This is a genomic window from Mycobacterium sp. (assembly GCF_035697385.1).
Taxonomy (GTDB): domain Bacteria; phylum Actinomycetota; class Actinomycetes; order Mycobacteriales; family Mycobacteriaceae; genus Mycobacterium.
Genome location: NZ_DASSCY010000343.1, coordinates 1 through 5,139, shown reverse-complemented (window position 1 = coordinate 5,139; position 5,139 = coordinate 1). Strand labels below are relative to the sequence as shown.

The 5,139-nt window shown below is 64.4% G+C and carries 5 protein-coding genes; 3 read left to right on the top strand and 2 right to left on the bottom strand.

What is annotated here, in order from left to right:
• A partial coding sequence (locus VFH65_RS28800; RefSeq protein WP_353326465.1) for a DNA polymerase occupies window positions 1-151 on the top strand: 151 nt, incomplete at its 5' end.
• On the opposite strand, the gene VFH65_RS28795 is transcribed toward VFH65_RS28800, so the two are convergent.
• Window positions 148-1,302 (bottom strand): PrsW family intramembrane metalloprotease, encoded by a 1,155-nt coding sequence (locus tag VFH65_RS28795; protein WP_353326464.1) that lies wholly within the window; start codon window positions 1,300-1,302, stop codon window positions 148-150. The two genes, VFH65_RS28800 and VFH65_RS28795, sit on opposite strands and share 4 nt — an antisense overlap.
• 146 nt (window positions 1,303-1,448) lie before the next feature.
• Here VFH65_RS28795 and rpsA point away from each other — a divergent pair, with 146 nt between their 5' ends.
• Both rpsA and coaE read left to right on the top strand, forming a co-directional pair.
• Complete coding sequence (gene rpsA / locus VFH65_RS28790; protein ID WP_353326462.1) at window positions 1,449-2,894, top strand: 30S ribosomal protein S1; 1,446 nt, start codon at window positions 1,449-1,451, stop codon at window positions 2,892-2,894.
• Between the two features lie 9 nt (window positions 2,895-2,903).
• Window positions 2,904-4,064 carry a dephospho-CoA kinase gene (gene coaE / locus VFH65_RS28785; protein ID WP_353326460.1) on the top strand — a complete coding sequence of 387 codons (1,161 nt, stop codon included), beginning with the start codon at window positions 2,904-2,906 and terminating at the stop codon, window positions 4,062-4,064.
• On the opposite strand, the gene VFH65_RS28780 is transcribed toward coaE, so the two are convergent.
• Window positions 4,061-4,591, bottom strand: a complete 531-nt coding sequence (locus VFH65_RS28780; RefSeq protein ID WP_353326459.1) for a hypothetical protein — start codon at window positions 4,589-4,591, stop codon at window positions 4,061-4,063. The two genes, coaE and VFH65_RS28780, sit on opposite strands and share 4 nt — an antisense overlap.
• Window positions 4,592-5,139 lie beyond the last annotated feature (548 nt).

The window sequence follows — 5,139 nt, the reverse complement described above, 5'->3', positions numbered from 1 at the left end:
GCACGACGAGCTGCTGTTCGAGATCGCGCCGGGGGAGCGGGACGCGCTGGAGAAACTGGTGACAGACCAGATGTGCGGCGCGTACGCACTCGATGTGCCGCTGGAGGTGTCGGTCGGTTACGGCCGCAGCTGGGATTCGGCGGCGCACTAGGTCGCGCGGTAGCCGGCCAGCGTCTGCAGCATCGGCGTGGTGGCCCGTGTCGCCGCGACGCCGTTGACTTCCTCCTGCTGAAGGGCATACACACGCGCGTCGCCGAAGCCGCGGTCGATGCGGTCCCGCACGAACGCCAGCTCCACCACCTGGGCGGCGAACTTCCTCACGCTCTTGCCGGCGGGCCGTCCGCCGAATCGGTTGGCCTGGTCGATAGCCAGCTTGCGGTTGCGAATCGAGCCCAGCCACGTCGCCTCGTTGGGCGTCACCAGGCCCGCGGCCACCATCCCAGGCAGCTTGGCGGCAACGATGCGCTGCTCTCTGCGGCGGCTGGCGATGCCGAGCCAGATCGCCAGCCCGAAGATCGGCACCATCCACAGCAGGTAGACCCCGAAATAAGCCTCCACGCTCAGCAGCGACGAGCCGTTCCACAGCCCGTGCATGAACACCGCGCCGAGGTAGCCGAGCATGATGCAGCCGACCTTGCCGAGGACGTTTCGCCGCTGCAGCGCGAAGTACACCCCGATGCCGAACGCGGTGGTGAACAGCGAGTGCGCGAACGGCGCCATGACCAGCCGCATCGCGGCGGTCACCAGCGAATCGCCGAGAGACTCGCCGCCCCCGATGTACAGGATGTCCTCCAGCCAGGTGAACCCCGCGGCGGCGATGCCCGCGTAGACCAGGCAGTCGGTCATCGAGTTGAGTTCGTTTCGCCGGCGGCCGGTCATCATCAGCAGCAGGAACAGGCCTTTAGCCGCCTCCTCGATCAGCGGCGCCCCGATGACGACGGATGCGGCGCTGACGGTCTCCGTCTCACCGCTGCTGATCAGCGCCTCGATGAAGAGCCCCAGGATCACCGATACGACGACGGCCACGGACGCGCCCCACAGGAATGCCAGCACCAACAGCCGCGGCGGCTCGGGTTCCCAGCGGTCCAGCCACAGGTAGGCCAGCAGGACGACCGTCATGGCGACGCTGGACAGCACGAACCCGATGGCCGTACCGACGGGGTTGAGCGCGGTCAGCCCGATGACGATCAGGCCGGCGATGGTGCCGAGCAAGATGAGCACGCCGAGCGGCGCTCCGACTTTGCGGACTCGCATGGGCAGACCGGGGTATGTCACCACAGCAGGGTATTCGGCACTGATCATGATTGACCAGCTCCGGAGACCGGGTTTGTCCAGCATGTGCACAGTCGAGTAGCCTTGACCGGTACCCGTCTGTGCTCGATCGCGGGTCACACCAATAACTCAAGTCCCAGTCCCTACGACCCAACCTGTCCGGAGCAACCCACCACATGCCAAGTCCCTCCGTCACCTCGCCGCAAGTAGCCGTCAACGACATCGGCTCGGCCGAGGACTTTCTCGCCGCCATCGACAAAACCATCAAATACTTCAACGATGGCGACATCGTCGAAGGGACCATCGTCAAGGTTGACCGCGACGAAGTCCTACTCGACATCGGTTACAAGACCGAAGGCGTCATCCCTTCCCGTGAGCTCTCCATCAAGCACGACGTCGACCCCAATGAGGTCGTTTCCGTCGGCGATGAGGTTGAAGCGCTGGTCCTCACCAAGGAGGACAAGGAAGGCCGCCTGATCCTGTCCAAGAAGCGCGCTCAGTATGAGCGCGCTTGGGGCACCATCGAAGAGCTCAAGGAGAAGGACGAGGCCGTCAAGGGCACCGTCATCGAGGTCGTCAAGGGCGGCCTGATCCTCGACATCGGCCTGCGCGGCTTCCTGCCCGCGTCGCTGGTGGAGATGCGTCGCGTCCGCGATCTGCAGCCGTACATCGGCAAGGAGATCGAGGCCAAGATCATCGAGCTCGACAAGAACCGCAACAACGTGGTGCTCTCGCGCCGCGCCTGGCTGGAGCAGACCCAGTCCGAGGTGCGCAGCGAGTTCCTCAACCAGCTCACCAAGGGCGCCATCCGCAAGGGTGTCGTTTCCTCGATCGTCAACTTCGGCGCCTTCGTCGATCTCGGCGGCGTCGACGGCCTGGTGCACGTCTCCGAGCTGTCCTGGAAACACATCGACCATCCGTCCGAGGTCGTCAACGTCGGCGACGAGGTCACGGTCGAGGTTCTCGACGTCGACATGGACCGCGAGCGGGTTTCGTTGTCACTCAAGGCGACTCAGGAAGACCCGTGGCGCCACTTCGCCCGCACGCACGCGATCGGACAGATCGTGCCCGGCAAGGTCACCAAGCTGGTGCCGTTCGGCGCGTTCGTTCGCGTCGAGGAGGGCATCGAGGGCCTTGTGCACATCTCCGAGCTCTCGGAGCGCCACGTCGAGGTTCCGGACCAGGTGGTGCAGGTCGGCGACGACGCGATGGTCAAGGTCATCGACATCGACCTGGAGCGTCGCCGCATCTCGCTGAGCCTCAAGCAGGCCAACGAGGACTACACCGAGGAGTTCGACCCGTCGAAGTACGGCATGGCCGACAGCTACGACGAGCAGGGCAACTACATCTTCCCCGAGGGCTTCGACTCCGAGACCAACGAATGGCTAGAGGGCTTCGAGAAGCAGCGCGAGGAGTGGGAGTCCCGCTACGCCGAGGCGGAGCGCCGGCACAAGATGCACACCGCGCAGATGGAGAAGTTCGCCGCTGCCGAAGCCGAAGAAGCGGCGCGGCCTACGTCGTCCAACGGCGCGTCGCGCTCTGATGACTCGCAGGCCGGCGGGTCGCTGGCCAGCGACGCCCAGCTTGCAGCTCTGCGGGAGAAGCTCGCCGGCAACGCATAACCGGCCTGCATGCTGCGCATAGGTCTGACCGGCGGCATTGGCGCCGGTAAGTCGACGGTGTCCGCCACATTCTCTGAGTGTGGCGGCATCATCGTCGATGGGGACGTCATCGCCCGCGAGGTCGTCGAGCCGGGCACTGAGGGGCTCACGCGGCTGGTCGAGGCGTTCGGCGAGGACATCCTGCTGCCCGACGGTGCGTTGAACCGGCCAGCGTTGGCGGCCAAGGCGTTCGTCGATGATGAGCGGCGCGCCAAGCTCAATCAGATCGTGCACCCGCTCGTCGGTAAGCGGCGCCTGGAGATCATCGAATCCGTGCCCGACGACGCCGTCGTGGTCGAAGACATTCCTCTGCTTGTCGAGACGGGGATGGCGCCGACGTTCCCGCTTGTGGTGGTGGTGACCGCAGATCCGGAGACGCGGGTCGAGCGGCTGATCAAGCGGGGGATGGACGAGGCCGACGCCAGGGCGCGCATTGCGGCTCAGGCGCCCGAGGAGGCTCGCCGGGCCATTGCCGATGTGCTGCTGGACAATTCGGGCTCGCAGGGTGAGCTCGTCAAGAAGGCCCGCGATCTCTGGTACAACCGGGTGCTTCCGCTGGCGCATAACACCCGCACGCGACAGATCGCTGAACACAAGCTGGAGTTGGTCCCGTACAACGCGGCATGGCCCGACGATGCGCGCCGCATCATCTCGCGTGTCCAAATGGCATGCGGCGAAAAGGCATTACGCGTCGACCACCTCGGCTCGACCGCGGTACCCGGATTTGAGGCCAAGGACGTCATCGACATCCAGGTCACCGTCGCCTCGCTGGACGTCGCCGACGAGATTGCTGACGCACTCGCGAACGTCGGCTATCCCCGAATTGAGGGGATCACCGCCGACATGCCTCACTCCGACGACCCGGCGTTGTGGCAGAAGCGGATTCACGGCGCTGCCGATCCGGGGCGGCCGGCCCGTATCCACCTCCGTGTCGACGGCTGGCCGAATCAGCAATTCGCACTGCAGTTCCGCGATTGGTTGATCGCCAATCCCGCTGTGCGCGAGGAATACCTGGCGGTCAAGCGGAAAGCGCTGGCTGAACCGCATTACACCGACGCCAAGGAGCCTTGGTTCGCCGATGCTTACCAGCGCACCCGGGAATGGGCCGAGTCCACCGGGTGGCAGTCCTAGGCAGCAGGCGCGGGAGCATCCGCGGGCGGCTCGACCGGCGGGGTCTCGCCGGTGCCAGCAGTGTCCAGCGGGGCGCCGCATTGCAGCACGCCGTAGAGCGGGTCGTCTTTGGGCCTGAGCAATCTCGGCGCGATGAACTGGTCGGCCTGCGCGACGATCTGGTCATCGACCAGGATCTCGCAGTGCAGGTTCGATCCATACGGCCACTGGATGGACAGTGTCATGCCGGCCTGCTTGGGGTCGGCGAGGACGGTATTGACCTCGAATGTGCTTCCAGGCAGCAGTGTCGGCTGTTCGCTGTTGACGTTCGTATCGTCGATCTTGTACGCAACCACCGCTCCCCGCGATGTCCCGTCCGCGCGCGCCCGGTAGATGACGTTGTGCAGCACCTGTTCTTCGGGCGGCTGTACTTCGGTCTGCGGTCCTGGGTCTGGCTGGGCAATCGCGGTCGCTGGACTTAACTGGGAGCCGAACGCGACGACGGTCACAGCCGCCATCACCGACCATCCGCGCTTGGTGGAGCTCATGACGCCCGACATTACAGCCCTCGCCGAGTGACGGTCATATCGTTGCCGACCGCTGACCGGTGACTGTTGTGATTCCGCCTGAGCATCGCCGCACGTTGTTGCCATCACCTGGAAATCGAGCAATGGCGGTCAACCGTTACGCCAGCAGGACCTCGAGTGGAACCAGCGAAAGCGCTCGCGCAACTTTAGGCGCTTGCTGATCGACGGCCGCGGCTTGCGGCCGCCGTTCTATATAGCAACTCCGACATAACGCTTGACAGCTGATCTAACTATGCGGCATCAGCCTTTGCGTGGATGCGACGCAATTGGCGCGCTCGGCTTGACCGCCCAACTAATCATGTGCTATTAGCTACCGCTGCTATTAACACTAGCGTTGATTAAAGACGTCCGAACACATCGAAACACCCTAGTCCACAGCCTCTTACGTCCGAATGTGGGCCTGGCCGACAATGGCTGCGGGGTTTGTGGCAACTATTTGCGCGACGCGTTTACCACAGCGGTCCGGTTCTACACAAGGTTTGCGCGCCGTCTTTTCGGTGAACTAGTTG